This window comes from Sphingomonas panaciterrae, from assembly GCF_036890205.1.
GTDB classification, from domain to species: domain Bacteria; phylum Pseudomonadota; class Alphaproteobacteria; order Sphingomonadales; family Sphingomonadaceae; genus Sphingomonas; species Sphingomonas panaciterrae.
Genome location: NZ_JAKNQR010000012.1, coordinates 18731 through 44698, shown reverse-complemented (window position 1 = coordinate 44698; position 25968 = coordinate 18731). Strand labels below are relative to the sequence as shown.

General features: G+C 63.9%; 30 protein-coding genes. 15 read left to right on the top strand and 15 right to left on the bottom strand.

Annotated features, from left to right (window positions below; all coding sequences use genetic code 11):
• Positions 1-90: 90 nt before the first annotated feature.
• The gene (locus L8F96_RS17060; protein WP_334656795.1) at positions 91-333 is read right to left on the bottom strand and encodes a hypothetical protein; all 243 of its coding nucleotides are present in this window, start codon (positions 331-333) and stop codon (positions 91-93) included.
• Positions 334-737: 404 nt separating this feature from the next.
• On the opposite strand from L8F96_RS17060, the gene L8F96_RS17055 reads away from it, so the two are divergent.
• Entirely contained in the window at positions 738-1199 is a 462-nt protein-coding gene (locus L8F96_RS17055) for a hypothetical protein (protein WP_417159006.1), read from the top strand.
• A gap of 30 nt (positions 1200-1229) precedes the next feature.
• Here the strand turns inward: L8F96_RS17055 and L8F96_RS17050 are convergent, their stop codons facing one another.
• Positions 1230-1994, bottom strand: coding sequence for a hypothetical protein (locus tag L8F96_RS17050; protein ID WP_334656793.1), 765 nt, complete (start codon positions 1992-1994; stop codon positions 1230-1232).
• A complete protein-coding gene (locus L8F96_RS17045) occupies positions 1995-2171 on the bottom strand; it encodes a hypothetical protein (RefSeq protein ID WP_334656792.1) in 177 nt (58 codons plus the stop codon).
• A 404-nt stretch (positions 2172-2575) separates the two neighbouring features.
• Between L8F96_RS17045 and L8F96_RS17040 the strand changes: the two genes are divergently transcribed.
• On the top strand, positions 2576-2908 hold the full coding sequence (locus L8F96_RS17040) for a hypothetical protein (RefSeq protein WP_334656791.1): 333 nt from the start codon (positions 2576-2578) through the stop codon (positions 2906-2908).
• A gap of 439 nt (positions 2909-3347) precedes the next feature.
• Positions 3348-4447, top strand: a protein-coding gene (locus L8F96_RS17035) for an IS3 family transposase (RefSeq protein ID WP_334656790.1) whose coding sequence is annotated in 2 segments (ribosomal slippage) — positions 3348-3600 and positions 3600-4447 — 1101 coding nt in all. Because the reading frame shifts where the segments join, the coding sequence is not laid out codon by codon here.
• A 183-nt stretch (positions 4448-4630) separates the two neighbouring features.
• On the opposite strand, the gene L8F96_RS17030 is transcribed toward L8F96_RS17035, so the two are convergent.
• A complete protein-coding gene (locus L8F96_RS17030) occupies positions 4631-5356 on the bottom strand; it encodes an SDR family oxidoreductase (protein WP_334656789.1) in 726 nt (241 codons plus the stop codon).
• A gap of 147 nt (positions 5357-5503) precedes the next feature.
• On the opposite strand from L8F96_RS17030, the gene L8F96_RS17025 reads away from it, so the two are divergent.
• From L8F96_RS17025 to L8F96_RS17010, 4 genes are all read left to right on the top strand, one after another.
• Positions 5504-6403: an AraC family transcriptional regulator gene (locus tag L8F96_RS17025; protein ID WP_334656788.1), complete on the top strand. Its 900-nt coding sequence runs from the start codon at positions 5504-5506 to the stop codon at positions 6401-6403.
• Between the two features lie 83 nt (positions 6404-6486).
• Positions 6487-7080 (top strand): hypothetical protein, encoded by a 594-nt coding sequence (locus L8F96_RS17020; RefSeq protein WP_334656787.1) that lies wholly within the window; start codon positions 6487-6489, stop codon positions 7078-7080.
• Positions 7081-7191: 111 nt separating this feature from the next.
• Positions 7192-7629, top strand: a complete 438-nt coding sequence (locus L8F96_RS17015; RefSeq protein ID WP_334656786.1) for a hypothetical protein — start codon at positions 7192-7194, stop codon at positions 7627-7629.
• Between the two features lie 219 nt (positions 7630-7848).
• Positions 7849-8280 (top strand): hypothetical protein, encoded by a 432-nt coding sequence (locus L8F96_RS17010; protein ID WP_334656785.1) that lies wholly within the window; start codon positions 7849-7851, stop codon positions 8278-8280.
• A 93-nt stretch (positions 8281-8373) separates the two neighbouring features.
• On the opposite strand, the gene L8F96_RS17005 is transcribed toward L8F96_RS17010, so the two are convergent.
• From L8F96_RS17005 to L8F96_RS16995, 3 genes are read right to left on the bottom strand one after another with little or no spacing between them, the layout of a single operon-like run.
• Complete coding sequence (locus L8F96_RS17005) at positions 8374-8760, bottom strand: hypothetical protein (RefSeq protein ID WP_334656784.1); 387 nt, start codon at positions 8758-8760, stop codon at positions 8374-8376.
• Between the two features lie 48 nt (positions 8761-8808).
• A complete protein-coding gene (locus tag L8F96_RS17000) occupies positions 8809-9012 on the bottom strand; it encodes a hypothetical protein (RefSeq protein WP_334656783.1) in 204 nt (67 codons plus the stop codon).
• Positions 8991-9377, bottom strand: coding sequence for a Rossmann-fold NAD(P)-binding domain-containing protein (locus L8F96_RS16995; protein WP_334656782.1), 387 nt, complete (start codon positions 9375-9377; stop codon positions 8991-8993). The genes L8F96_RS17000 and L8F96_RS16995 overlap by 22 nt, the downstream gene beginning before the upstream one ends.
• Positions 9378-10263: 886 nt before the next feature.
• Here L8F96_RS16995 and L8F96_RS16990 point away from each other — a divergent pair.
• Both L8F96_RS16990 and L8F96_RS16985 read left to right on the top strand, forming a co-directional pair.
• The gene (locus L8F96_RS16990; protein ID WP_334656781.1) at positions 10264-11268 is read left to right on the top strand and encodes a replication initiator protein A; all 1005 of its coding nucleotides are present in this window, start codon (positions 10264-10266) and stop codon (positions 11266-11268) included.
• A 405-nt stretch (positions 11269-11673) separates the two neighbouring features.
• Complete coding sequence (locus tag L8F96_RS16985; protein ID WP_334656780.1) at positions 11674-12612, top strand: helix-turn-helix domain-containing protein; 939 nt, start codon at positions 11674-11676, stop codon at positions 12610-12612.
• Positions 12613-12824: 212 nt separating this feature from the next.
• Here L8F96_RS16985 and L8F96_RS16980 read toward each other — a convergent pair whose 3' ends face one another.
• Positions 12825-13241, bottom strand: a complete 417-nt coding sequence (locus L8F96_RS16980) for a hypothetical protein (RefSeq protein WP_334656779.1) — start codon at positions 13239-13241, stop codon at positions 12825-12827.
• A gap of 293 nt (positions 13242-13534) precedes the next feature.
• Here L8F96_RS16980 and L8F96_RS16975 point away from each other — a divergent pair, with 293 nt between their 5' ends.
• From L8F96_RS16975 to L8F96_RS16960, 4 genes are all read left to right on the top strand, one after another.
• The gene (locus L8F96_RS16975; protein WP_334656778.1) at positions 13535-14074 is read left to right on the top strand and encodes a hypothetical protein; all 540 of its coding nucleotides are present in this window, start codon (positions 13535-13537) and stop codon (positions 14072-14074) included.
• A gap of 246 nt (positions 14075-14320) precedes the next feature.
• Positions 14321-14974 (top strand): ParA family partition ATPase, encoded by a 654-nt coding sequence (gene parA / locus L8F96_RS16970; protein ID WP_334656777.1) that lies wholly within the window; start codon positions 14321-14323, stop codon positions 14972-14974.
• Complete coding sequence (locus L8F96_RS16965) at positions 14917-15270, top strand: ribbon-helix-helix domain-containing protein (protein ID WP_334656776.1); 354 nt, start codon at positions 14917-14919, stop codon at positions 15268-15270. Before parA ends, L8F96_RS16965 begins: the two co-directional genes overlap by 58 nt.
• A gap of 115 nt (positions 15271-15385) precedes the next feature.
• Positions 15386-16498 (top strand): DegT/DnrJ/EryC1/StrS family aminotransferase, encoded by a 1113-nt coding sequence (locus L8F96_RS16960; protein ID WP_334656775.1) that lies wholly within the window; start codon positions 15386-15388, stop codon positions 16496-16498.
• 159 nt (positions 16499-16657) lie between these two features.
• Here L8F96_RS16960 and L8F96_RS16955 read toward each other — a convergent pair whose 3' ends face one another.
• Positions 16658-17287, bottom strand: coding sequence for an acetyltransferase (locus L8F96_RS16955; protein ID WP_334656774.1), 630 nt, complete (start codon positions 17285-17287; stop codon positions 16658-16660).
• A gap of 224 nt (positions 17288-17511) precedes the next feature.
• Here L8F96_RS16955 and L8F96_RS16950 point away from each other — a divergent pair, with 224 nt between their 5' ends.
• Positions 17512-18063: an acyltransferase gene (locus L8F96_RS16950; RefSeq protein ID WP_334656773.1), complete on the top strand. Its 552-nt coding sequence runs from the start codon at positions 17512-17514 to the stop codon at positions 18061-18063.
• 59 nt (positions 18064-18122) lie between these two features.
• On the opposite strand, the gene L8F96_RS16945 is transcribed toward L8F96_RS16950, so the two are convergent.
• The 6 genes from L8F96_RS16945 to rfbC all read right to left on the bottom strand — a co-directional run bounded on the left by L8F96_RS16945 (position 18123) and on the right by rfbC (position 24000).
• Positions 18123-19580, bottom strand: a complete 1458-nt coding sequence (locus L8F96_RS16945; protein ID WP_334656772.1) for a lipopolysaccharide biosynthesis protein — start codon at positions 19578-19580, stop codon at positions 18123-18125.
• Positions 19561-20466 carry a hypothetical protein gene (locus tag L8F96_RS16940; RefSeq protein ID WP_334656771.1) on the bottom strand — a complete coding sequence of 302 codons (906 nt, stop codon included), beginning with the start codon at positions 20464-20466 and terminating at the stop codon, positions 19561-19563. Before L8F96_RS16940 ends, L8F96_RS16945 begins: the two co-directional genes overlap by 20 nt.
• Positions 20467-20577: 111 nt before the next feature.
• Positions 20578-21468, bottom strand: a complete 891-nt coding sequence (gene rfbA / locus L8F96_RS16935; RefSeq protein WP_334656770.1) for a glucose-1-phosphate thymidylyltransferase RfbA — start codon at positions 21466-21468, stop codon at positions 20578-20580.
• On the bottom strand, positions 21465-22370 hold the full coding sequence (gene rfbD / locus L8F96_RS16930; RefSeq protein ID WP_334656769.1) for a dTDP-4-dehydrorhamnose reductase: 906 nt from the start codon (positions 22368-22370) through the stop codon (positions 21465-21467). Before rfbD ends, rfbA begins: the two co-directional genes overlap by 4 nt.
• Positions 22367-23419, bottom strand: coding sequence for a dTDP-glucose 4,6-dehydratase (gene rfbB, locus L8F96_RS16925; protein WP_334656768.1), 1053 nt, complete (start codon positions 23417-23419; stop codon positions 22367-22369). Before rfbB ends, rfbD begins: the two co-directional genes overlap by 4 nt.
• 14 nt (positions 23420-23433) lie before the next feature.
• Positions 23434-24000 carry a dTDP-4-dehydrorhamnose 3,5-epimerase gene (gene rfbC, locus L8F96_RS16920; RefSeq protein ID WP_334656767.1) on the bottom strand — a complete coding sequence of 189 codons (567 nt, stop codon included), beginning with the start codon at positions 23998-24000 and terminating at the stop codon, positions 23434-23436.
• Positions 24001-24169: 169 nt separating this feature from the next.
• On the opposite strand from rfbC, the gene L8F96_RS16915 reads away from it, so the two are divergent.
• Positions 24170-25921 carry a glycosyl hydrolase family 28-related protein gene (locus L8F96_RS16915; RefSeq protein WP_334656766.1) on the top strand — a complete coding sequence of 584 codons (1752 nt, stop codon included), beginning with the start codon at positions 24170-24172 and terminating at the stop codon, positions 25919-25921.
• Positions 25922-25968 lie beyond the last annotated feature (47 nt).

Here is a 25968-nt window from a genome sequence, read left to right as displayed (position 1 = left end):
CACTAACAATCACCCCGGACCACCCGGTGGGGGCTGCTCAATCATCCGGCATTGCCCTCGCTTCAACAACGAGGGCAATGCCAGCGAGTCTTAGTTGCTGTCCGCGTCGTCGTCGCTGTCAGCGATCACGACGATGCCGGCAATGACCGCAGCAGCGGCGAGAACGGCGATGATGACGCCGCCGCCAGCTGCCTTGTCCGCCTTCGCGGAGGTGGAAGCCGCGCGAGCCGACTTCGCGACCGAGAGCGACGCAGCCGAGTTGGCAGGAGCAGCGGCGACCGGTGCCGCGACAAGGGCAGTGGCAGCGACTGCTGCGAGATACTTGGAGATCATGGAAGGCCTTTCCAAAAGTGAGGGGCCGCCATGCATCAATGCACAACCGATGTCGATCCGCTTCGTCGATACATGGCGCCTGTGTGATTTAGATCACAATGCCCTGAGGAAGCGTCCGAAGTTCGTGCACAGCGATGCCCGGTTGTGAGCGCCGCGCTCTTCAAAGGGAGTTCGAAACAGGCGCAGCGCTCACGATCGACCCAGGCTGTTACCAGGTGCCGGCAGTGCACCTTCGGCCAATTGCCCGAGTAACACAAGTAAACGTTTCAGATAGCAATGGGTCCCATCCTGGCTGCTCGCCGCGGCAAGGCTTCGCAAGTGTGACGCGGCGTATGGCTGACTATGTTCTGCGAGCGGCAACTTTCCTCTTTCGTTCTGGTGCTGATTGACTCAGAATCATGAAGATGCCGATCCGCCCCGACCATCGCTGGCTATATCCGATCGACTGGCGCGAGCTTTCCGCCTTTGTTCGCTTCCAGCGTGCCAAGGGGCGCTGCGAGCATTGCGGCCGACCACATGGCGCACGGGTGCGGCATCTGGGCGATGGGCGGTGGTATGACGAGGAGCGGCGCTGCTGGCGCGACGATCGCGGCCGGCGCGTGCGCGGGCTGGCGCCGCCCGAGCGCATGCCGCGGCAGCTGCGCCTGGCCGAACTCGCCGGCGAACCGGCGCTGCCGTCCACTCGCGTTGTGCTGGCCAGCGCACACCTCGACCATGATCCCGGCAACAACCACCAGCGCAATCTCGCGGCGCTATGCCAGCGCTGCCACCTGGCGCACGATCGCCCCGAGCACCGCCGCCGTCGATGGGCCACATTGTTCCGTCGTCGTGCGATGGGCGATCTGTTTCTAGGTGTCTATCGTTAGGCACGTCGGCGTGTATGTGTGTCGACAATGCTACGTCGTGGCACCTGTTCCATCCGGTTCCGCAACCGCATCGACATCCTCGAACACTTCCAGCGCGACGTTGACGAAGTTCTCCGCCTCCAGCTGGATCAGTGGGATCGGGGCATGGGCAGCATCGATCCGCTGCACCGTGTCGGCGGAGATACGCACGAGGAACCGGTCGCAATTGCTCAGTACCAGCATCTTGATCGCGCGATTATCGTCGAGCGCGATGTTCTCGACGATCCCTTCATAAGCGACGTTCGCGCCCTCATGCTCAAGCGTAGTGACGACATAGGCGATGATGAAGCTGTTCGCCGGGCGCGCCAGATCAACCCAGCGCTTGAGCCAGCCGAAGCTGGCCGCCTCGCGCAGATCGCGCACCCAGCGCCATCCGCTCGCGCGAAAGGCGACCAGCCCGACGATCAGTGCGGGCAGCAGCAGCGCCACGAACCAGGCGAGAAACGCCGCGTCGTTCGGCATGCCGGCCGACCGGCCGTTGGTCAGGATGATGCGATAGACGTTGGGATCGAAGGGAAGCGCCAGGCACTGGCCGCTCCACCGGCACAGCCCTGCCTGCACCACGAACAGCGCCGACAGCAGGATGTGCCCGAGCAGCGCGCCGAAGACGATGACCAGTAGGCTGAAGGTCGACCCCGGTTTTTCGGGCGCCTGGGAGATGAGGTCGGAGCGTTCGCCGGCACGCAAGCCGGCCCACAAACCCAGACCTGGCGCCAGCAGTAGCAGCGCCAGGAACAGGGTGTAGCTGAAGCTCACTCAGGCTGTCTTGGTCGCGGTCTCGGCGTCATTCACGGCATATCGGCCATCCGCGGCGCTGCGCACGACGAACTTCCCGTCCTCAAAGGTTGCCGCATCCTTGGCCGCCTTCCAGCTGCCGAAGCGGGCGCGGACGATATTGGCTGTCTCGATCGACTTCGCAGTGTTGACGCGCATGCGGGCCTCCACCGCGCAACATAGGCGGTCCGGTCAGTGGCGGCAATGAGGCGGGTGATTGGGATTTATCCTGGGCGGAGGCTGTCCATCTGTATGCATGTAGGCACGTCGACTTAGCGTCATTGCTTCGCGAGCATGGGAGACGAGGCCGCCCAGGGGTGTGACCAAGATCACAGCGAAATGCGGCTTTCACCTTGGTAATCACGCGCGGGAAGAGGAGGCGATGCAGGGGCGATCGCCAGTCGTGACGAAACAGGGGGCATGATGGTCGGGCAGGCTATTCAAGACGAACGGGGGCATCGCATGCGGCGTGCGCTCAAGCTGGCGGCGAGTTGCCTCGTGCTCGGCCTCTTATCGGCCTGCGGCGGTGACGGTGGGGGGGGGCGGACGATGGCGTTGTTACGGTGCCGCCCCCGGCCCCGACTCCCGCGTCCTCTCCCACCCCGTCGCCAACGCCCGCGGCAACCGGTCAGGTCGCGTCGGTCGACGTTGCGACCATTCCGGTCGGTCCGGACGACAATGTCGGGAACTTCAAGGTGACCAACACCGGCCTCTATATGCAGGTCCGCTACGCTGACGAGACCAAGCCCGACGCTATTCTCAAGCTGCGCGGCACGCCTGCGTTCAGCGAAGCCTGGTACAGCACCGTGCCCAACGACACCTCGGGAGGGTATATCGCCGATTACGCCCCTGTGAATGTGTACGCGGAAACGCGAGCGGAGCTGAGTTTCTATTAGGCCGGCAAGGATCTGGAGGCGGTCGGCATCGAACGGTGGGGCCTGCACACCGTCAACGGCAATGGCGTATCCACCGTCGCTGAGGAGCGCAGCTTCGGTAATTACGGCATCGAGCTTGTCGCCGCGGGCGCGCGCAACGGGGTCATCGCGTCACGGCCATGGATCTTCTGGTACCAGCCGAGCACGGTCGGCAACAGCGGCTACAGCATTTATCAGGATGATGGCGCCTATACCAAGGCGAACTCTATCGCCGATCGCTTCAGCACCCCGGCGACCCCGCCCCTGCCGGGCGGCGGGAGCAAGATCTACGCCCATCCCAGCAACCCCGAGCTGTTCGTCGCTGCCGGGAACAAGCTGTTCTGACGTCCTCCCTGTTTTTTCATCCATGCTGAGTGAGAGTTATCCGGCCCTTTGAAGCCTGCGGGCGAGGAGCTGGGACATGAAGAAGACAAGGCACACCGAGGAGCAAATCGCGTTCGCGCTGAAGCAGGCGGAGACGGGTACGTCGGTGGCGGAGGTGATCCGCCGGATGGGGATCTCGGAGCAGACATTCTACCGCTGGAAGAAGGTGTACGGCGGCCTCGGCGTAGGCGAGTTGCGGCGCCTGAAGTTGCTTGAGGAGGGAAACCGTAAGCTCAAGCAGCTGGTCGCGGATCTGAGCCTCGACAAACATATCCTGCAGGATGTTCTGTCAAAAAAGCCCTGACGCCTGGACGACGGCGCGAGCTCGTCGCGCACGTTCAGGCGTCCCATGGTGTCAGCGAGCGGCGCAGCTGCTCGGCGCTGGGCGTTGACCGGTCGTCGGTGCGCTACGTGTCGCATCGACCGGACCAGGCGCCGCTGATGCTGCGCATCCGTGATCTGGCCGCGGCGCGGACGCGGTATGGCTACTTCCGCATCTACATCCTGCTGCGAAGGGAAGGATGGTTCGTGAACCACAAGCGCGTCTACCGGCTCTACCGGGATGATGGACTGAGCCTTCGGCTCAAGAAACCCCGCCGCAACGTCAGCGCTGCCAATCGCGATCGGCAACCCGCGGCTATGGCGGCCAACGAGATGTGGTCGATGGACTTCGTCTCCGACGCGCTGTTCGATGGCCGGCGGTTGCGGGCGCTGACCGTGGTCGATGCGTTCATGCGCGAGGCGCTGGCGATCAACGTCGACCAGGGCGTCAAGGGTGAACAGGTGATGGAGGTGATGGCGCGGATCTCGTCGATCCGCGGCGCGCCCAGGACCATTCGGGTGGACAATGGCCCGGAGTTCATCTCCAAGGCACTCGACCGCTGGGCCTACGAGAACGGCGTCACGCTGGACTTCAGCCGGCCAGGCAAGCCCACGGACAATGCCTTCGTGGAGTCGTTCAACGGTCGCCTTCGGGACGAGTGCCTGAACACGCACTGGTTCCTGTCACTGGAGGACGCCAGGGCCAAGATCGAGGCCTGGCGGCGCGACTACAACGAGAGCCGTCCTCATACATCGCTTGGCTGGCTGACCCCAGTCGAATATGCTGCTGCCGCGGCCAAGATCGCGGCCGAATGAACGCCGGAAACTCACCCTGAACTTGGATGAGAAACCGGGGGACCCTCAACCGGTAAGGACACATATGCGACTTGGTTGCGATCCGGGGTCTTACCTGATCTCGCACCTGGCACGCGCGCAAGGCGACAGGTCGACGTGTCGATTAAGCGACACATCGACCTAGGTGTAATCACGCTTGTGGTTTTACATCCCCCCCGCGGTCGGGCGGACCACCACTTCGTTGATGTCGACCCCATCGGGCTGTTCCAGCGCGAAGCGGATCGCGCGGGCGATGGCGTCGGGGGTCAGCGACTTCTTGCGCCATTCAATCAATGCCGTGGCGACCGCCGGGTCGGTGATGTCGTGGCCGAGTTCGGTCGCCACCACGCCGGGCGAGACGATCGTCGCGCGGATCTCGTCATGCTCTTGGCGCAAACCGTCGGTGATCGCCCACACGGCGTGCTTGCTGGCGCAATAGACCGCCGCGGCCGGCATCACCATGTGCGCCGCAATTGAGGCGACGTTGACGACATGCCCGCCGCCCTGCGCCACGAAGCGCGGCAGCACCGCGGCGATGCCGTTCAACACGCCATGGACGTTGACGTCGAACATCCGCTTCCATTCGTCGCGCTTCATCGCCGCGAGCGGTGACAGCGGCATCACGCCGGCATTGTTGACCAAAGCGTCGATGCGCCCGAAGCGCGCCTCGGCCGCATCGGCAAAGGCATCGAAGCTGGCGGCGTCGGTAACGTCGAGCTCCTGCCAGGCAACCTCGCCGCCTAGTTCCGCCGCCAGCGCCTGCAAGCGGTCGCCGCGCCGCGCGCCAAGGAACAGCTTGGCGCCCGCGCCGGCCAACTCGCGCGCGGTCTCCGCGCCGATGCCGCTCGATGCGCCGGTGATGAGAATGATCTTGTCGGTAACGCCGATCATGGTGAACTCCCGTTGTGATGACCGGCCTCAGATGCATTCGGCAAGGCGGGAGGTGGTAGAAGGATCGCCCGCAATACTTGCTCGATCCTCCGAAAGACGACCGTTCGGCCTTGCCGCCATGCCCGATCGTGGCGACAAGGAAAGCCCATGGAACGGATGCAGCAACTCGCGGAGACCATCACCCGGCACGCCCCGGCGACGGGGATGTATGCCACTCCCCTGCCCCGCTTGTCGCTGTTCCGTGCCGATCAGCCGACGCTGCCGATCCCGTCGGTTTATGAAGCGTCGCTTTGCCTGATCGCCCAGGGGGCAAAGCGCGTGTCGATCGCCGATCACAGCCTGGTCTATGATGCCGCGCGCTATCTCGTTGTCTCGCTCGATCTGCCGCTAACCGGGCACATCATCACCGCCCGGCCCGATGCACCCTATCTGTGTTGCAAGATCAATCTCGATTTGGCGGTGCTGGCCGATCTGATCGTGGTACAGGGCGACACCGCCCCTGCCCCCGCGCGCATGCCGACGCTGGCGGTCTACCCCAGTGACCCGCATCTGATCGACGCCGCTTGCCGGCTGGTCGGGCTGCTCGACCAGCCCGAGGCGGCGCCCGTGCTGGCGCCGCTGGTCGAGCGCGAGATCCTGTTCCGGCTTTTGGCCGGGCCGCACAGGGCCGTCTTGCGTCACTTGGCGGCCGCCGACAGTCACCTCCACCAGGTGAGCCGGGCTATCGCGTATATCCGCGCGGGCTTCCGCGGGCCGCTGCGGGTGCGCGACATCGCCGCTGCCGCGGGGATGAGCGAATCCTCGCTGCACGAACATTTCAAGGCGATCACCCGCGTGACGCCGCTCGATTACCAGAAGCAGTTGCGCCTGCAGGAAGCGCGCCGGCTGATGGTAGCGGAGGGCGCGGGCGCCGGCGCGGCTGGCTTTGCGGTGGGGTATGAAAGCCCCTCGCAGTTCAGCCGCGAATATCGCCGCTTGTTCGGAGCGCCGCCCCGGCAGGACGTCGGGCGATTGCAAGCCGGGCAGGATTATCTCAGCGCGGCGTAGCTGCGCCGACTGGCCTACGTGTCGACATCATGACATGACAACAATGCGATCCCGCGACATGGGCTCCTCGCGCGATCGGCAGCGTGATTAGGACTTCATCGACTGAGTGGAGGAATCTATCCTGTGGTCATGAAAGCGATCGTGAAATTGGCCCCGGCAGCCATTCTCTCCTCTCTCGCCAGCTGCGGGCCGGCAGACACAGCGGCAAGCGATGCGGTGAGCCATCCACCACGATCCTGATATCGGATGCGATCGAGGCAAAGGGCAACACCGGCATCTACACCTATGGCGATGAGGGCGCAAAAACGCAGATCCGGTTCCCGATCGCGACCGAACGCGCCGACCCCGTCCTCTATCATGATGTTCAGCGCCTGGGCGAAAGCGCCGGCGTCGTTGCGGTGCTCGACAGCTACGGCAGCAGGAACGGTGGAGAGCGGTGCGCCAACGGCCGGGAATCCTGGGTGCGGCTGTTCTCGATCGCTCAGCAGCGCATGACGGATTCCACTCCCGTCGAAAGCTGTCTTGATCGGCGCGAGGCGGGCGAGCCGCCGGTCACATGGGACGGCAATGGCTTCACCATCAACGGCAGGGAACCCCGCCGGTTCACGATCGTCGATGGAAAGGTCCAAAGCTACGAGGCGCAAAACAACAAGGTCCAGGGCGACAGGGAACGCTGATGAGCGATCAAGCCAACCAGATTGTCATTGTCGATCGGGACATGCTCGTGCGCATGTGGCTTACCGGAGCGGTCGCCACGGGCAAGATGACGCAGGTCGCGGCCGACAACGATGCTGATCCTCAAACTTGTCCGCGAGACCGGTATTCGCGGCCGCTGCTACTTCAGAAGCTACAACGGCAAGCTGCATGTCGTGTTCAAAGGCTATCCCGGCCTGCGCCGCGTGTTGACCGGAACGAAATACGGCGCGCTTCACCCCAAGGTGGTGGGCCTGGGCATCGGCAAGGCCGGCGTAGCAAAGTCGGTGAAGGGCGGCACGATCGTCTCCGTCATCTTGCTGACGGTGTGGAACATCGTCGATTACGTCATCCGGGATGAAGCGACACTCGGGCAGATGCTCGGCGGGATCGCCGGGGATGTCAGCAAGCCCTGGTCGCTGGCGGTGTTGGCTATGCCGCAGGATCGGCAGCGGGTTGCACTGGGCATGACCGTGGCGGCCGAGCCGCTGGTAATCGCCGTGGTGGTCGGGCTGGGCGCTCGATGCGCTTGACCAGAAATACCGCTTCACCGAGCGTCTGCAGAAGCAGCTCGACGAAGGCATCGCCGACCTGGAACGCAAGAAGCAGGCACTGGTCGCGCGTGGAAGGATCACCGTTTTCGAGGTGGCCGGCAACGTCATCGACCTGCTCCGCGATGCGGCGATCGCCGAAGGCAAGCGGCAGATCCGCAACATGTTCTGGAAGATACTCCCGCACTATCCGACCCTGCGATGACGCGCGAACGCCGGCGCGCCGCGCTGACCATGGCGGGTATCGGCCTGGCACTGTCGCTGCTGTGCGGCTGGCGGCTGGCTGCTGGCAGAGTCGATCGGGACGTGGCTGGCTGCCTGGCGGACCGGGGCAGCGGAGGTTCGGGTGTCAGGTGGCGACATCGGGATGCTGGCGTTGATGCCGATCTTCGTGGCGCTGGCAGCCTGGGGAGTGATGGCGGTGTTTCGGGATGGCACCGCGATGCGCCGGATCGGCAACCGATTGCGATAGCGGCCATGATCGCCGTCGTGGCTGCGCTCGCCGGCTCGTGGATCTTCCAATCCTGGGCAGAGCAGCGCCTGGCAGAAGACGGCTATGTGCGATGCGGGGCGGAACGGACGGGTCGTTTTGCGTCCGTGACCCTGTACGCCCGCAAAGTGGACCCGGTCTGAGCTTGGTCCGGTTACTTTCCGGCAGATGCGTGGCTGACCGTGCGTCAACACGTCACCAAGTAGAGATGTGCACGTGTCGACGTGTGGTCCGCTCTAGGCGTCGAGCGCGATGACTTGCCCGCCCTCCTCGTGCAGGCGAGCGAGATAGGCGGCATGATCGAGCGCCTGATAGGGGAAGTACAAGCCCGGCGGGGTCGGTGCCGCGCCGTCCAGCCCGGTCAGCCGCGCAAGGATCATGCTGACGCCCAATGCGGTCAGCGGCGCGGCGCCGGCCGGGTGGAACACCGCATGGCGAGTGCGTAGCGCTGCGCCGTCCGGCCCCTCCCCTGTCAGGTCGATGATGATCTCGGTTGATTTGGGTTCGCCGCGCCGGCGTGACGAACTGACGCCGGTGGCGATGTCGAACGATATGTCGCGCGCGCCGGTTGCTGCCGCCAGCCCGGCGACATCGATCGAGGAGAAGCCTGACGCCGCCATCATCGTGCCATCGGTCGCGCGGAAGCTGGCCTTGTTCTCGTCATCGCGTCGCTAGACATAGGCACCATCGCGGCGGGTGAGCGCGGCCGGCATCAGCGCTGCGAGCCGCTTGAAATCCTCGGCCATCGCCGGCCCGCCCTGATCTTCCTCGTCGACCAGCGCGCCGATCGCGATGGCCTCGACCCGGGCAAAGGCTGTGGCGCAGGCGAGCGTCGCCACGGTGGTGGCGCCGACTAGCCATTCATAGCCAAGCACGATCGGCGCGGCATCGGGCGGTTCATGTAGATCGCCACTTCCGGTGCGATCTCGAAGATGCCGGACGATATGCCGAGATGCGGCACGCCGCGCTGGCTTGCGAAGTGCAGCCCGGCCAGCCGATCGTCCGAATAGAAGACCGCCACGGCGCCGACCTGGCGCTTGCCCAGCCCTAGGTCGGGCGCGTCAGGATCAATGACGACGCCCTCAGCCCCGCCGATCTCGCGCCCAGCTGCCTCGGCCTTCGCCAGGTCGCGCCCGCTGACCAGCAGTGCTGCGTCCGGATGCGCGGCGCGCAGCGCTCGCGCCGACAATCGCCCGATCGCGCCGGTGCCGCCCATGAGAAGGATGGGATCCGAAGCCATAGGTGTCCTTGCCGCTTTTGCTTTGCGGTTGAACCCGGCAGGCGCGGTCGCGCTCCCACGCGCATGGCCGAACGGCGACGATCCGGCCGTGGCACACGACGGATGTTCGGCATGGCAACATGTCGACAGTGCGACGTGTCACCGTGCACGATCATGCGTGCCCCGTGCCCTCGACAACCGCGCTGCATTCTTGGCGCCGCTACATCTGTGGGTGGGGGCAAGCTGGTGGGATCAGTCTCTCTTGGGCATTCCGGCGGTGCGGCGATGACGGCACGATCGTCGCGCTCGGTGCCAGCGGCTGGTAGGACCAGCCGTCAAACAGCATGCGCTGCGGCGCCGGGCGGTCGCGCTCGGTGGACGAGACGGCATCGAAAAAGGGATCGAATCCTAGATCGTTACGCATACGAACCTTCCGCCGCGGTGCATAACTTCGGCAATTGCGTATTGCGCCCGCGTTTCCTTGCGCCGTGCCGCTCGTGCGTCAAGCTGTGTTTAGCGTGGGCGCCGAGGCGCGCAGCAGCTTGAGATTTCGCTTTCGCTGCGGCCGAGGCGTGCGCCGATCTGTTTCAGGGTCAACCCTTGGGATCGCAGTTGCTGGGGCACGATAAGCTATTTCCTGTCGTTCAGGCGCATCGCGCGCGATTAAGCGTGTTGGGCCGCTTCGGCCAGAGCAACAGTGCCGCACGTATCCCGGAATGGCTGACGCTGCCATCCGACGTGTCGACATTTGGACGCGTCGCGCTCCGGACGCCGCAGTCCGCCGCCGCATGTCGCTTGTTGGAATTCCTACTCGAAAGCACGAATCCAACAGCCATTCACCGCCTATTCCCCTCATATCACCCGCGATGCCTCCCCAAAGTTCGTGCTTTCGAGTAGGAAATCCAACATGAGCCGCCCACCGTCCGGATCGCCGCAGAAACCCGCTTCGAAAGCCCTCGCCCCGCGCCGCAGGGAAATCTTCCAGCGTGACCTGTTCACGCTCGACAGCCCCCTCACCGGCGAGATCCGCGGCGAGCGCTCGCTAATGGCTTTTCCCTTCTTCGCGCTGGCCAAGAGCGCGTGGATGAAGCCGCTGGCCTATCACCACGGCTCGGTGTCGATCGAGGTGCGCCCGTCCGCCAATGGCGTGGCGACGATCTACGACAAGGAGATCGTGCTTTATATCGCCAGCCTGATGGCCGCGAAGATGGAGGCGGGCGAGCAGGTCGCGCAGGATTTCGTGTTCACCGCGCATGATCTGTTCACCGCCACCGGCTCCAATCATTCGGCGCGTTCCTATCAGCGGCTGTCCGAGGCGCTGGAGCGGCTGCAGGGCACGCAGATCAAGACCAATATCGAGGCCGGCGGGGAAGGGGAGGAGGGTTTCTTCTCCTGGCTGTCGGAAGCGCGGCTGCATTATTCCAAGACGCGCACCGGCGAAAAGCGGCTGAAGGCGGTGAAGGTCCGGCTGTGCGACTGGCTCTACCGCGCGATCCTGCGCGATCGCCAGGTGCTCGATTATGCCGCGACCTATTTCCAACTGGGCCCGATCGAACGGCGCATCTACGAAGTCGCGCGCGCCACCACCCCGGAAGGCGAGGACGGGCAGGGGGGGCGGCTTGAGGTCGACCTCGCCACCTTCCGCCTCCAGATCGGCTACCAGAACCCCCTGGCCAATTTCCGCGCCGCGCTGAAGCAGATCGCCGGCACCGACATCATTCCCGATTACGACCTGGCGCTGATCGAGGGCGAAGCGCCCGCGCAGGGTGAAGGCGGGGGCAGGGGGCGCCGGGCAGCACCGGTCAGCGTGGTCATCACCCGCCGCCAGGCGCGGTTGGCGGACGAATCGAGCGAATCAGCCGGCGAATCACGACGTGACTCGGCGGAAGCGGCAATGGAAGACGCCGCCTAATTCATACTCGAAAGCACGAAGTAGTGGTCCAATTCATACTCGAAAGCACGAATTGAGCGGCCAATTGATATCCGAAAGCACGAACTTTTTCGGCATTTCATACTCGAAAGCACGAACTGTAGCGTCTTTCGATGTTGGAACTAACCTGCGAGAATGTGGCTGACGCGTCGGCATGGGGTCGGCGTGAGAGCGGGAAGGTGGCCGTGACCACATAAAGGAAAGCCCGGCACGAAGGCCGGGCATCCCAAGGGTAGATGGAGCGACGTCGCCAAACGTCGATCCGGGGCGTGAATTTCAACCTCCACGTTCTCTCCAAATACCCCCGAACCCCTGTCGGTTCAAGGATGCGCGTTTCGCGCCACGCCCTCTTTTTGTCTGCGTCCCGGCCCCCGAGGGGGAAGGAAGATGACGGCGTTTGCCTTGAACGAGGCAGCGGCGATCGCGCTCGCACGCGTTCGCGTGCAAACAAATGGCGCGCGCGTCCGTGTGACGCGTGATGGGCCGTTCGACAGCGTGCGCGTGCGGCCACCTGCGCGAAGCGGCGCACCGCATCGCACCGGCGCGCCCGTGCGCCGCGACAGTATCGAGGCGGGGACGTTCGAAGAGCATTTCTTCACCGTGCCGGCCAAGGGCGAGCCCGATCGCCTGCTGCGCATGGCGCGTGCCGCGCTCGACGCCGGGCGCAGGCTCAAACGCCTGGTGCGCAGCGAAGGACGCCTGCTTTCGCCCGCCGAAACCGCGCTCACCGGGCTCACCGCCGGCGCGGTGCGCGTGTACGAGGAGATCTGCACGCTCGCCCGGCTCAACCAGGGCCGCGTCTTCCCAAGCTACGACCGGCTTGCCGCGGCAACCACGCTCGGCCGCGCCACGGTCGCGCGCGCGCTGCGTGCGCTCGAGCTCGCCGGCTTCCTCGTCCGCCAGCGCCGCTTCAAGCGCGTTGCCCAGGAAGAAGGTCGCGCGGAGCGACCGCGCTACGCCCAGACCTCCAACGCCTATCGCCCATTGCTCCCCTCCCGGCTGCTCCCGCATCTGCCGCGCTGGATGGCGCCGGCGCCGCTGCCTGTCGACGTGGAGCAACGCCAGGCGGAGCGCGTCGCCGACGTCGCCGCGATGCACGACACCCTGTCATGCCGCGAGCTCGCCGAAACGGTCGTGGGGGGCTCGCTCGGCCGCGTCCTCGCCAAGCTCGGCGCCCAGATCGACCGGCGTCTCGATGCCCGCGACAAGACCGCCCAGTGCGAGTCTCAAATGGAGCCTCAACCGCTACTGGATTCTATCTGCTCAGGCAAAAACGGCCTCGGCCTAATCGGCCGACACGTCCGGCCTGACGGCCCCGCCCGGTGAAACCGCCCAAGACCCACCAACCTCATCATCCAGTACAACCGCCGAAGCGCCGGCTTCGCCGCCGCAATGCTCCCTAGCGGGATCAAGCGGTTGCCAACGCGCGCCATCGCGGCCGGTCCGACACCGGTGGGTGTCGGCATGTCGACGTGTCGTGTGGTAGATGGGGGAGGACACCGGGCACGCGTCGGCAGGAACCAAGCAGCAACGCCGGCTCAGGCTCCCGGTCCCTCGCGTACCAGCAGGCTGCGATTGTACGCCAATCCACCAGCCAGCGTGAGAATGCAGGTCACGCCCAGCATGATCCAATAAGGCGTCATATCGCTCACGCGCATCCATGCCGCCAGCGCCAGCACCCCGCCAGCGATCAGCGGCGTTGCGAACAGCACCGGGCGGACCGTGCGCAACGCCGCTGGCGTATGGTCCATCAGGCGCCACGCCCACAGCGCCGGCATGCTCAGGATCAACCAGTAAAGCGGGTTGCCGCGCGCTTCGATATGCGATCCCTCCACCATCAATGTCGTGAGCGCGACGGTCGGTGCCAGCAGCGCGGCCAGGGCCAGCAAAACGGCAATGGCGGTAGGCACGTCGCGCCGCAGCCGTTGGTGGTAGCTTTCCTGAGGCGCAGTCATCCATTCAAGCCTTGTTGTTTACGACGACCCAAGCACCAGCTCGCGGACTAGCACGGCGCCAGCGTCATCGAGCAGCCGCTGGCGTACCACCGGGTTCATGCCGCGGCGCTCACCTTTGTGGCGCGCGATCCCGGCGCCGTCGCCATTTGCACCCGTTGCCCACTGCCGAGCGCCCGAACCACCAGGTCGCCGGCCAGTACGCCGGCGCCGTGATGGTTCTGCAGCCCGGACAGGGCAAGCCGAGCGGGCGGGCGAAGAGCGGATATGGCGGCGGTGAAAGGCGACGCCGACGAATGGATCGCAATCGCAAGCGCCGTTGCAGGTTCGACAAGGAGATGCTTGAAGGACAGGCGGAGATGGTCGGCAACTATCATGGCTTGCAGAACAACGCCGGTCCCAGGCTTCAGGCACGCCGCGTCGATTTGCGTCGCCGGCTGAAGGGCAGGGGCTTTAACGCGTGGCCGATCGCACTCGTCGCCACACTTGCCGCCTGCGGGCAACAGCCGACGCGTATTGATGTGTCCGGCACGCCGGAAGCCGTGCGCTTCACCGCAACGGCGCCGGACGGTGCGGACCCGGCCTGTATCGACCGGCTGAGCGTCACCCCCGTGGAGACGGATGGGGCGGCCCCGGTCTGGCAGGTCACCGCGGCAAGCCCGGCCAGATGCGTCACCGCCCTGCGCTATGGCGAACCAACCGACGCGTTCACGCCGGCCGCGCCGGCCGCCCCGCTTCGTGTAGCAACATGGTATCGCGTGCGCCTGTCCGGGGCAGGCTTCAGCGTGGTGCGGGATTTCCGCCTCACGCCGCAGGGTTTGGCAGTGCAAGGCTGAACAAGGCCGCGTGGCGCCGGGGACATTGTCGACGATCGTGACCAGCGCCGCCCGGCTCAGCGGGTTCGCGTTCAGTGGCGGCGAGCGTCGTTGACCAGCCAAGACCGGCTCTCTCCCATGCGTCCTGCGCATGACGCGTCAGGACGGCAGTTGCTCCCTCTCACCCTGGACGAAACAGCATGTAATCAAGGCAGGTCGTGATAAACACCTGGACAAGAGCACATGTCGACATGTAGCGGCGTCGCCATGCCGACAATCGCGATCATCAGCCAGAAGGGCGGGGCGGGAAAAACCACGCTGGCGCTCCACCTCGCCGCCATTGCGCAGGAGGCCGGCCGCGTCTCGTTGATCGTCGACACCGATCCCCAGGCGACCGCCAGCCAATGGGCCGCCTGGCGCCAGGACCAGCCGCCCGAAGTGATCGACAGCCCCCCGCCGCGCCTCGCCGCCAAGATCGCGGCCGCGCAAGGGCAGGGGGCCGAGCTGATCGTGATTGACACGCCCCCGCACGCCGACAGCGCCGCGCGCGCCGCTGTCGAGGTCGCCGATCTCGTGCTGATCCCATGCCGCCCGAGCGCCTTCGACCTGGCCGCGATCCAGACCACCGCCAAGCTCGTCCAGCTGCTGCGCAAGCCGGCGTTCGTCGTCTTCACCGCCGGCCCGCCCAACGCCCCGCGCGTCTACGCCGAGGCCGGCGAGCTGGTCGACAGCTACGGCACCCCGCCGTGCCCGGTGATCCTCCCCGATCGTGCCGCCTATCGCCACGCCAGCGCGGAGGGGCGCGTGGTCACCGAGGCCGAACCCACGGGGCGGGCCGCGGAAGAGGTACGCGAACTATACAAATGGACATGTCGACAGCTAGACTTGCCGACACCCCGCTTCCGAAAGGCCGCCCGATGAGCCGCAAACCCAGCTTCGCCAATCTGCGCTCCGCAAAGCCGGCGCCAGCGCCCGCTGCACCCCCATCCACGTCCGCGCAAGCTGCGTCAGAACCCGCAGATACGCCGAAAAGTGGCGCTCCCACCCGCCCCGAAAGCCGCGTCGGTCGCAAGCAAATCGCCGGTTTCTTCACCCCGGAAATGAGCTTCGCCATGCACATGCTCGCAAGGCGCCAAGGCCGCAGCCTCCAGGCACTAATGGCCGAAGCGTTCAACGACGTGCTGCGAAAACACGGCGAAAGCCCGATCGGGGAGTGAGGGCGCGGCGCGGCCGCCATTTTTATCTCGCCTCGACGCATCACCCTGCGCTGGCTATTGCGTCGCCACGAGGCTGCTTTGTTCACAGCAGATCATCAGTAATCGGAGTTGTCGCTTGCAGCCGATCTACGTCACCAAGCCGTATCTGCCACCGCTCAGCGAATTCGTGCAATTGCTTGAGCAGGTGTGGGAAACCCGAATCCTCACCAACAACGGCCCGTTTCACCAGCAGCTCGAAGCGCGCTTGCAGGACGTCTTTGATTCAGCAAACGTCTCACTGACCACCAACGGCATGCTCGCCCTGACCACCGCGATCAACGCGGCGGGTCTCAAGGGCGAGGTGATCACCACGCCTTACTCCTTCGTAGCGACGACACACGCGCTGGCGCTCGAAGGTCTCACGCCCGTCTTTGTCGACATCCGACCGTCCGATCTCAACATCGATCCTGACCAGATCGAGGCGGCGATCACGGAGCGCACCAGTGCGATCGTCGCCGTCCACGTGTACGGCAATCCCTGCGCGGTCGCCCAGATCGAGGATATTGCCGCGCGGCATGACCTGAAGGTCATCTATGACGCCGCACATGCCTTTGGCGTCCGCTACCAGGGGCAGAGCCTGCTGTCCTACGGCGACTTTGCCGCGCTGAGCTTCCACGCTACCAAGGCATTCAACACCTTTGAGGGCGGTGCGGTCGTGTCGCGCGACGCGGACGGCAAGCGTGCGGTTGATGCGGCGCGCAACTTCGGCATCGCCGACGAGGTGAACATTCCCGTGGTGGGCACCAACGCCAAGATGAGCGAGATCAACGCCGCGTTCGGCATGGTGCAGCTCGAGCATTTCGAGGAGGTGCGACGTCGGCGCCGGCAGATCGATACGTTGTACCGTGAACGCCTGGGCGCGATCGAGGGGCTCGACCTCATCGCGATCCCGGAAGGGGTGGAGCCGAACTACTCCTATTTTCCCATCATGGTACGCGAGCGTTTCCCGCTCAGCCGTGACGCGCTGTACGAGACACTGAAGGCGCAAGGCATCTATTCGCGACGCTATTTCTATCCGCTGCTGTCATCGCTGCCGATGTACGCCAGCTTGCCGACCGCAGCGCCGGGGCGGCTTCCCCAGGCCGAACAGGCCGCCGCGCAAGTGTTGTGCCTGCCGATCTATCCCGACCTTGCGGAAGCCGACCAGCACCGCATCATCGAGGCGATCGTCGCCGAGGGGCGTGCTTGAGGGCGGTAGATCCGGAGTTACGCATCAGCATCAGATCACGGCGCCTGATACAATGGGCGCCGTGGTCATGAACGCTACGGAACATACTTGAATCTATTTAAAAGATTCGAAAATGCTGTTTTCTTCTATGAAGAATAGAAGATTTAAACTTTAAACTGTCTAGCGCGACCTCGCAGGATTTCCGACGACTACGGCGCCGGCGGGAACATTCTTCGTCACCACTGCTCCCATTCCTATCGTCGCGCCTTCACCGATCAGCAGCGGTTCTCCGCCGGGAACGCCGGGGCGAATAACTGCGCCAGTGCCGATATAAGCACCGTCTCCGATGTGCACCCTGCCGTTACATGACACGCGCGGCGCAAAGGTCACGTAATCGCCAACCACACAGTCGTGAGCCACATAGGAATAGATATTGGCTTGGAAGTGACGGCCGATCCTTGCGGATGCGGTAATCATCGTATGGTCGCACAATACCGCACCTTCGCCCAGTTCCACCTCCGGACCTATGATAGCCGTAGGAGCAATCAGGCTGCCCGCCCGAAAAGAGAAGCGTTCAGCAACAGTTTTGCGAACGCTGGAGTCCCCGATTGCGAAAACCACATCGTCGTCACCAGTAACTTGGTTCGGACTGATCTCGCGAATTCCATCGAAAACCGTTTCGGATGGTTCGTCCACAACAAAAACGATTTCCGTTCCGTTGAGATTGCCTGATGCAGCAAGCGCCATTCTGGCAGGCTTGACGAGTTCCCGGCCGAATCCGCCCGATCCAAATATGCAAAAACGCTTCATGTGCGTAGCATGACGGATCAGATATTATCTGACAAGAGCCGCTTTCATGACAGTGGATAGGAGCGCACGGAGCTGGCCGGCGCGGGACTTTCTGCTCAGAGTTCATCCTATCTGATAAATTGAGCCGAATTTTGATCCCGCAACCGGAACGGACCTTCACAACACTGGCGCTTGGTTCTAGACGTGGCCGTGTGGGAATACTTAGCAGAGAACAGATCGAGAAGTTGGGGTTCGCCTATGTCGGGCGAAATGTCAGGCTTTCCTACAAGGCGTCTTATTATGGATGCGCGCGGACTTCGATTGGTGACGGATCCAGGATAGACGACTTCTGTGTTCTGAGTGCTGGTGAGGGCGGCATATCAATCGGACGATATGTCCATATCGCTGTCGGCGTGACGCTCATCGGCCGGGCGAGCATCCGGGTTGATGACTTTTGCGGGCTGTCGGGTCGGGTCGCTGTATATTCAAGCAGCGATGATTATAGCGGTTCCGCCATGGTCGGCCCAACCATACCGGAACAGTTCACAAAGGTTCGGCACGCTCCCGTGCATCTTGAGAAGCACGTCATCGTCGGTGCGGGTTCGGTTGTCTTGCCAGGTGTCGTTCTGCATGAAGGTGCGGCCGTTGGAGCATTGTCGACAGTAACGAAGACGTGTGAGCCGTTCTCAATCTATCTGGGCGCGCCAGCCAAGCTTCTCAAACGTCGCCGACGTGATCTTTTGAACAAGGAAGAAGCGTTTCTTGCCTATCTTCAGGAACAGGAAACGGATCAATGATGTATGGCGGTATAGCCGCCTGCATCTTGCAAGACTAAGTCCCCGAATAGACTTTCCGCTTAACCGGTTCGGTGCAGAAGCCGCCGTAGCGGCGTCATCGCGACGATGTCACGCGCCGAACCGACGTTGAGCACAATCGCCGCACCGAAGAAGAACGTGCCGCCCAGCACTGTCAGGATCATCAGGTTGATGACGTCGGCGAAGTGAAGAAACGGACGCGTCACCATCAGCAGGATCGCCATTGCGGCAGCCAGCGCAAACGATCCGGCCAGATCCCTCAACTGCTTGACCGGGCCATAGCCGATCATTCCGCCGGCCACCCCGGCGTTGATGAAGAAGGCGATATAGGAAAATATCGTTTGTCCGAGTGCCAGGCCGACGATCCCGTAGATGCTGCCGATAGCGACAAAGGCGATGCCGACGACTTTCTTGGCAACCTCTACCTTGAAGTAGAGATCGGAGCGCCCCTGAGCCAGCATGAGCTGAAGGTTGATCGCATGGAGCGGGAAGAGCACGCCCCCGAGCGCCAGTATCGCCAGGACCGGCACGGCGGCGAGCCATTTCGGCCCGTACATGACCGTGATAATGAGATCGGGCATGGTGGCGAGTGCGAGCATCAATGGCAGATTGATGAGCATCACGACGCCTTGCGCCATGCGCACGCCGTGGCCAAGGGCATCATGATCGTGGGTTTTGGTGGAGAACACCGGCAGCGCGACGCGCGTGACGATCGCCGTCAGGATGTTTGCAGGCAGAACCTGCAAGCTTTGTGCGCGATTGTAGAAGCCCAGATCGCTTGCACCGTGCAGCTTTCCGATGACCAGCGATGAGCCATGTGCATAGGCAACCTCAAGAAGCCCGGACAAGGCCACCAGCGATCCGAAGCTGGCAAGTTGTTTCGCCGATCTGAAATGTGGCCGCAGCAAAGGACGCCAGCCTGCCAGCATCCAAAGGATGGTGGTGTTGACCAATGCCATGGTCAGCGTCTGGAGCACGAAGGTCCACACCCCGGCACCATTCATGACGGCGACCACCGCGACCACACCGCTCGATACCGTGGCCAGGAGGCCGGCCCGGGCGACGAGGTCGAAACGTAATCCCTTCTGCAACATGGCCGATGGAAGCGTGCCGATGGCCATTATTGGCACCACAAGGGCGATCGTCATCAGGATCGGACGCAGAACCGGATAGCCGAAGCCGCTCGCGATGAGGGGGGCCAGCAGAAAGATGGCAAGCGCAATGACCAGCGACGCCAGTGTATTGTACCAGAAGACAGCTGTCTGTTCCTCCCGACTGATATCCTTCTTCTGGATGATTGCTGAAGTAAAACCGCCGTCAATCAAAACCAGAGAGACGGAGGTAAATATCAGCATGATCGCATAGATGCCAAAATCAGCGGGAGAGAGAAAACGCGCAAGAACGACAGATGTTATAAACTGAACTATGGACCTCGTTCCAAGGTCCAAGGCGCTCCAAAGCCCTGCCGAAGAGACGCTGCTAGCCCTTGCGGCGTTCATTACAAAAGAACCTTTCCACCTTATCGACAAACCGAAGAACCATGTCATCCTCGGACTTGCGATCGCGAGCAAGTCTCTCGATCAGAAGAGGCTTCGTCTCCACGGCCCACTCGATATCGTTCCAGCCATATGCCCTCCCGTAACGATCTTCGTCATGGGGAACCCATTGTTCCTTCGACACATTCGGCATAGGCTCGATTACCGGAGTACAGCCGCACATTGCTGCAAAAACGGTGTACATGGAGTAAGTATCAAGGCTCTGTAAGAACTCCGCCTTGTTGAATGCAGCGGCCGCTTCTTCGTGTGACATGCCATCGATGATCACATCACCTTTCAAGGAGACATCGTTCAGCCGATCTCCTCCCTTCCGGATCAGGACGCAGGTTCCACTTCTTTCAGCGTTGCCGCAATCTTTATAGGCCGGATGAAGATAGGTTACGGTAAGCCGGTTCTCGAGATCGGAATTATACGTTATGTCGTTGAAAGCGTCTTGATAAAAGAAGTATATCTCGTCCTGGCCATAATTCACTGTGCCGGTGTGATGGCCAGGGCGATGCAGAAACCAGCGAACAACCTTGCTGCTTCGCAGTGGGTTGCTTGTAACCACTTCCGGATAGACGACGATTGCGTCCTTGACGATCTTGCGCGTGGCGATCGGAACCGAGAACGGACCGGTGGGGAATGTCCGTCCGGTTGCCAGATACATCCAGCGCCGCGCGATCTTGCCTACATCCTTCCAGTTGCGCGGAATGAAACTGTAAGGGGTCGTGGCTGGCCACACATAGGCCTCATGGCCCAGTTCACGCAGGCGCTCGCACAGAAGCAACAAGGCGATGCCTCCGCCGGAATCCTGATCGTAGGGGAAGGAAAAGACGACGAAACGCAAAACTATCTTCCCCTGATGGGCGGATCAGCAAGGCAATATCACGTAGGATGAGCGTGAGCACGCGGCCCGATCCAGTGCGATCTGCATCGGGCTTTGACGTCCATGCAGGCGTCAGGCGTGCCGGTGTTTCTGCTCGGCGTCTTGTGCCGCCTTCAGGATCGCCCGCCCATAAGCCGTCTTCTTGAACCGCTCGCCCGCTTCGCGCGCCTGCTCGATAGAGATAAAGCCCATCTCGAGGGCAATCTCCTCCAGACACGCGATTTGGATGCCCTGGCGGTGCTGGAGCGTGCGCACGAACTCGCTCGCTTCCAGCAGGCTGTCGTGCGTGCCGGTGTCGAGCCAGGCGTAACCACGCCCCATCTGCTCGACGTACAGGTCGCCCGCATCCATATAGAGGCGGTTGAGATCGGTGATCTCCAGCTCGCCGCGTGCGCTCGGCTTGAGGTTGCGGGCGAACTCCACGACGCGATTGTCGTAGAAATACAGGCCCGTCACCGCATGGTTGGACTTCGGCTGCGCGGGCTTTTCCTCCAGGCTGACGGCACGGCCGCCCTCGCCGAACTCGACCACGCCGTAACGCTCGGGATCCTCCACCTGATAGCTGAACACCGTGGCGCAGCCCTTGCGGTTCACCGCGCTGGTCAGGAGGTCGGTCAGATGCGCGCCGAAGAAGATGTTGTCGCCCAGCACCAGCGCGACATCGTCGTCGCCGATGAAATCCGCGCCGATGGTGAACGCCTGCGCGAGGCCATCCGGGCTCGGCTGCTCGGCATAGCTGATCGACAGGCCGAACGCCGCGCCATCGGCGAACAGGCGGTGGTAATTGTCGAGATATTCCGGCGAGGAGATGATCAAAACCTCGCGAATGCCGGCCAGCATCAGCACCGACAGCGGATAATAGATCATCGGCTTGTCATAGACCGGCAGCAGCTGCTTGTTCACCGCCAGCGTCGCTGGATGAAGCCGCGTGCCCGAACCGCCTGCGAGAATGATGCCCTTCACTTCTGCACTCCGATCAGTTCGTCGAGGATGTCGCCCAGCGCGTCCTGCCATGGACGCGGGCTGATGCCGTAGGCGGCGCGGATCGCGTCGTGGCTCAGCAGCGAATTGGCCGGGCGCTTCGCCGGCGTGGGATATTGGTCGGTGGTGATCGGGGCGACGCTGGCGCTCGCCCCGCCGCGGTCGCCCGACTGGCGGAAGATCTCGCTCGCGAAGCCCGCCCAGCTCGTCTCGCCGGCATTGCTGAAATGGTAGGTGCCGGTCGGCGCGCCTTCGTCCTCGATCAGCCGCAGCGTGATCGTCATCAGCGCCTGCGCCAGATCGGCCGCGCTGGTCGGCGAGCCGCGCTGATCGTCGACCACGGTCAGCGTCTCGCGCTCGGCACCGACGCGCAGCATGGTCTTCACGAAATTGTTGCCGTGCGCCGAGACGACCCAGGCGGTCCGCACGATCACGTGCCGCGCGCCCGAGGTGCGCACCGCCAGCTCGCCGCCGAGCTTGGACGCGCCGTACACGCCGAGCGGCGCGACCGGATCGCTCACCTCCCACGCGCCCGCCTTGTCGCCGGCGAAGACATAATCGGTCGACACCTGCACCAGCGGGATGCCGGCCGTGGCGCACGCCTGGCCGAACGCGGCCGGCGCCATGGCGTTGACCGCCCAGGCGGTGACGAGATCGCTTTCGGCCTTGTCGACCGCGGTGTAGGCCGCGCCGTTGATCACCGCGGCCCATGGGCGTTCCGCCACCTTTGCGGCGATCGCGGCGGTATCGGTCAGGTCGAGATCGGCGACGTCAATCGCGACGACCTCATAACCCGCCGGCCAGGCGCAGCGCTGCAGCTCGGTGCCGAGCTGGCCGCCCCCGCCGGTGACGAGGATCGCGCGATTGCTCACGCCATCGTTCATTGGGCGACACCCCGCCGCTGCGCCGCGCCGCGCTCCACGATCGGGCGCCACCAGGCCTCATTGTCGAGATACCAGCGCACCGTCTTCTCGATCCCGGTGTCGAACGTCTCCTGCGGCCGCCAGCCCAGCTCCTGCTCGATCCGCGTCGCGTCGATCGCATAGCGCTTGTCGTGGCCGGGCCGGTCGGCGACCGAGGTGATCTGCTCGGCATAAGGCTTGCCGTCGGCACGCGGGCGCAGCTGGTCGAGGATGGCGCAGATGGTGTGCACCACCTCGATGTTCTGCTTCTCGTTGAACCCGCCGACATTGTAGGTCCGGCCCAGTTCGCCGCGCTCGAACACCGCCTGCAATGCGCGGACATGATCCTCGACGAACAGCCAGTCGCGCACCTGATCGCCCTTGCCGTAGACCGGCAGCGGCTCGCCATCCAATGCCTTGGCGATCATCAGCGGGACCAGCTTCTCGGGGAAGTGGTACGGCCCGTAATTGTTCGAGCAATTGGTGATCAGCACCGGCAGCCCGAAGGTGTGACCCCACGCCGAGACGAGATGGTCGCTGCCCGCCTTGCTGGCCGAGTAGGGCGAGCGCGGATCATAGGGCGTGTCCTCGGTGAACAGCCCCTCGTCGCCCAGCGAGCCGTACACTTCGTCGGTCGAGATATGGTGGAAGCGGAACCGCTCCTTCGCGGCGCCCTCCAGGCCCTGCCAATAGCCGCGCGCCTCGGCGAGCATGGTGTAGGTGCCGACCACATTGGTCTGGATGAAGGCGCCCGGCCCGTCGATCGAGCGGTCGACATGGCTTTCCGCGGCGAGATGCGTGATCACGTCCGGCTTGAACTCGGCGATCGCGGCGCGGACCGCCTCGGCATCGCAGATATCGCCCTGCACGAAGCGATAGCGGTTCGACTGCGCCACCCGCTCTACCGTCGACAGCGTGCCGGCATAGGTCAGCTTGTCGAAGTTCAGCACCTCATATTCGGTGTTCTCGATGAGGTGCCGGACGAGGGCCGAGCCGATAAAGCCGGCCCCGCCGGTGACGAAGATGCGCATGTTGTGGTGGTCCTTCAGGCGAGCGGGGCGAGGGGCGTGCCGTCATAGGCGAACGGGCTGTCGAAATCGGCGAGCGTCGGCTGCACCTGGTCCTTGGCGCTCAGCTCGGGCATGGTCCTGGCGGGGATCGGCCAGTCGATGCCGACACTGTCCCAGCGGATCCCGCCGTCATGATCGGGGGCATAGGTGTCCGAGCATTTGTAGGTGACTTCGCAATCCGCCTCCAGCGTCACGAAGCCGTGCGCGAAGCCGATCGGGATGAACAGCTGGTGCCCGTTCTCCGCCGACAGCTCCGCGCCGACCCACTGGCCGTAGGTGGGCGATCCTTTGCGCACGTCGACGGCAACGTCGAAGATCCGCCCGCGGATGCAGCGCACCAGCTTGTCCTGCCCGCGCGGCGGCGTCTGGAAATGCAGCCCGCGCAAGGTGAAGGCAGGCGCGGAGAGCGAGTGATTGTCCTGCACGAAGCGGCAGGTGATGCCGAGCTTCTCGAACGCCGGCTCCGAATAGACTTCGGTGAACCAGCCACGGGCGTCGCCGAACCGCTTGGGGCGGATGAGTTGGACGGTGGAAGGAAGCATGAGGCGGCCGAATAAGAGACTTCGGGAGCGGCGGCAATCGCTGTTTGGCTGCGGTGCAGCAGGCAGCGGCGTGACCGACCGGCGTGCCGTTCGCTGTTCGTTCGGCCTTTGCCCGGCCCGTGGTTGCTATCCGCTTGGCAGGGTGAAGACAGGGCGTCACAATAGGCGCATGGTTCTTGCCGTCGATCGCCGCACCCTTCTGGCCGCCGCAACCACCGCCATGGGGCCTCTTCTGGCCCAATCGAGCACCGCGCGGGAGACGACGAACGAAGCGACCTGGCGTTTCTATCGCAGCGGGTCTGACCGGCCCACTCCCGTCTATACCGGCGCGGACCTCTCGGTAACGGCCGATGCCGACATCGTACCTGATGCCCAAGGACGGTTGCCGAGGATCTATCTTGATCCGTCAATAGAATATCGTGCGGTATTGTCCGATGCGCGTGGGCGCACGCTGGCCACGCTGGATCCCGTGCCGGTTGTCGGCGCCGGGCCGCGCAGGGGGGCGGCAGAAGGCAGTGCGCGCATCGTCGTGTCGGGTGCGATCGGTGATGGCGGGTTCCACCCCCTGTCCGAACGCTTCTCCAGCCTGGCCGAGGCGCAGGCGGTGTTTCCCGCCGCTTCCGCCCTCACCGATTCAATCTGCGGAGCGGCCATCCAGTCGGCGATCAACCGGGCGGTGCAGCGCGGCAGGGCGTTGCAGGGAGGAGCCAGCGTCTTCCTGCCGCATGGTCGTTATCCGCTGTCGCGCTCGCTTGTGCTGCCCGACGGTGTGTCGCTGGAGGGTGAAGGGCGCGACAGGACGTTTATCGACAACCAGAACAGTCCGCTCGCCATGCCGCTGGTCGTCAACGATCCCGCCGGCATCGCACGTATATCGTTGCGCGGCCTGTCGCTGCATGGCGGCACCCATGGCGTCCGGATCCAGGTCGCCAGCTATGTCGAGGGGCTGTTGATCGAAGGCGTGTCGTTCCAGCTGCAGACCGACAAGAACTTCGAATGCAACAAGCTCCTCCAGATGGCAACCTTCCGGGATTGCGCCTTCGGGATCGCGCCATTCGGCGTCTATGTCGCGGCATGGACCGCGAACGTCGTCTCCTTTGAAGGGTGCAGTTTCGAGAACCATTCGCGAACCCATCTGCACTTGCGCGGCGCCGAGGGCGTCACCGTCACTGGCGGACGTTTCGAAGGTGGTGGCGTCTTTGATCCGGCGCGCGTGACGATCGACATCGAATCCGCCGCAGCGATCAGCTTCAAGGGCGTGTATTTCGAAAACACCCACGCCGTCCTGCTGCGCGAACGCTATTCACGAGATGGCATCAGCTTCAGCGATTGCCATTTCACGGGAGCGCCCGGGCCATCTGGTCCGCCATCACTTGTCGCGTATCGCTTCGACAGCGACGGGATCGTGACCTTCGGGTCCAACGACTGGCATCTGCCGACCCGTGCGCCGGCACGGATCGCGCTGCACGGCGTGAACCGTAAGCTGATCACCGAGGGGCGCCTTTATCTCGCCCGTTCCGCGACCTATCACCATATCCGCTCGGAACCAGTGGCGCTCCGGCAAGGGGAGAGGCGCGATCTTCTGGCCGTCCGTCGGGAGGGAAGTGGTCCGGCATTGACGCTTTCCGGCAGCCTTGTGGTCGAGACAAGGGCGGGGGAGGGCGCCCGCACGCGTTATCGATATGCCGTGACGGCGGTTGCAGGTGAGAGCGAGACAGGCTTGCGTGTCGGGCCGCTCGATCCGGGCGCGCCGGTACTGGAGGTGCGTCCGGACGAGAATGGCGGCATGGTGGCGTGGCTCGTCGCGGCGACCGCCCCGATCCGGCTGCAATGGACGTTTGAAGGATCCGTCGAAGGCGTGCGTGCTGATGAAAGCGCTCTTCTCGCCATCGACCTGAGCCGATTGCCGAAACGAGGATAGAGCTTGAGAAGCGGAGGCCATACCTTAAGGCGCAGTCCGTCACGCAC

Coding starts and splice junctions, on each gene's coding strand:
- L8F96_RS17060 (WP_334656795.1), bottom strand. CDS start 333: ATGATCTCCAAGTATCTCGCAGCAGTCGCTGCCACTGCCCTTGTCGCG.
- L8F96_RS17055 (WP_417159006.1), top strand. CDS start 738: ATGCCGATCCGCCCCGACCATCGCTGGCTATATCCGATCGACTGGCGC.
- L8F96_RS17045 (WP_334656792.1), bottom strand. CDS start 2,171: ATGCGCGTCAACACTGCGAAGTCGATCGAGACAGCCAATATCGTCCGC.
- L8F96_RS17030 (WP_334656789.1), bottom strand. CDS start 5,356: ATGATCGGCGTTACCGACAAGATCATTCTCATCACCGGCGCATCGAGC.
- L8F96_RS17025 (WP_334656788.1), top strand. CDS start 5,504: ATGGAACGGATGCAGCAACTCGCGGAGACCATCACCCGGCACGCCCCG.
- L8F96_RS17015 (WP_334656786.1), top strand. CDS start 7,192: ATGCTGATCCTCAAACTTGTCCGCGAGACCGGTATTCGCGGCCGCTGC.
- L8F96_RS17010 (WP_334656785.1), top strand. CDS start 7,849: ATGACGCGCGAACGCCGGCGCGCCGCGCTGACCATGGCGGGTATCGGC.
- L8F96_RS17005 (WP_334656784.1), bottom strand. CDS start 8,760: ATGATGGCGGCGTCAGGCTTCTCCTCGATCGATGTCGCCGGGCTGGCG.
- L8F96_RS16995 (WP_334656782.1), bottom strand. CDS start 9,377: ATGGCTTCGGATCCCATCCTTCTCATGGGCGGCACCGGCGCGATCGGG.
- L8F96_RS16990 (WP_334656781.1), top strand. CDS start 10,264: ATGAGCCGCCCACCGTCCGGATCGCCGCAGAAACCCGCTTCGAAAGCC.
- L8F96_RS16985 (WP_334656780.1), top strand. CDS start 11,674: ATGACGGCGTTTGCCTTGAACGAGGCAGCGGCGATCGCGCTCGCACGC.
- L8F96_RS16980 (WP_334656779.1), bottom strand. CDS start 13,241: ATGACTGCGCCTCAGGAAAGCTACCACCAACGGCTGCGGCGCGACGTG.
- L8F96_RS16975 (WP_334656778.1), top strand. CDS start 13,535: ATGGATCGCAATCGCAAGCGCCGTTGCAGGTTCGACAAGGAGATGCTT.
- parA (WP_334656777.1), top strand. CDS start 14,321: ATGCCGACAATCGCGATCATCAGCCAGAAGGGCGGGGCGGGAAAAACC.
- L8F96_RS16965 (WP_334656776.1), top strand. CDS start 14,917: ATGGACATGTCGACAGCTAGACTTGCCGACACCCCGCTTCCGAAAGGC.
- L8F96_RS16955 (WP_334656774.1), bottom strand. CDS start 17,287: ATGAAGCGTTTTTGCATATTTGGATCGGGCGGATTCGGCCGGGAACTC.
- L8F96_RS16945 (WP_334656772.1), bottom strand. CDS start 19,580: ATGAACGCCGCAAGGGCTAGCAGCGTCTCTTCGGCAGGGCTTTGGAGC.
- rfbD (WP_334656769.1), bottom strand. CDS start 22,370: ATGAACGATGGCGTGAGCAATCGCGCGATCCTCGTCACCGGCGGGGGC.
- rfbB (WP_334656768.1), bottom strand. CDS start 23,419: ATGCGCATCTTCGTCACCGGCGGGGCCGGCTTTATCGGCTCGGCCCTC.
- rfbC (WP_334656767.1), bottom strand. CDS start 24,000: ATGCTTCCTTCCACCGTCCAACTCATCCGCCCCAAGCGGTTCGGCGAC.
- L8F96_RS16915 (WP_334656766.1), top strand. CDS start 24,170: ATGGTTCTTGCCGTCGATCGCCGCACCCTTCTGGCCGCCGCAACCACC.